Raw genomic sequence first — 302 nt, forward strand, 5'->3', positions numbered from 1 at the left:
AGGTTCCGATGAATGTCGCCTGCGGGTAGTGCCCGTTGCGCTAGAGGCTTAGTGCCGTCGCCTACGTGTGGGGCCCGGTGCCTGGCGGTCCTCGCGCCGCGCGTGGCGCGGTTCCTTAGCTCCGCTCGTCGACCTTTCGGAGCGGTCATGACGGGACATCCCTGTCCCGGCATGCCCTTGTGCCAGCATCCCTGCTGGCCCATCCGGGTCTTCCTCACAGCCTCAGCGCTGCGGATTGCCTGTCACCGGGCCCCACCCGTCTGCTTATTGCATTGTGCTGGCTGCGGGTAAGAGCGGTTTCG

Source organism: Erwinia sp. ErVv1 (genome assembly GCF_900068895.1).
GTDB lineage: Bacteria > Pseudomonadota > Gammaproteobacteria > Enterobacterales > Enterobacteriaceae > Erwinia.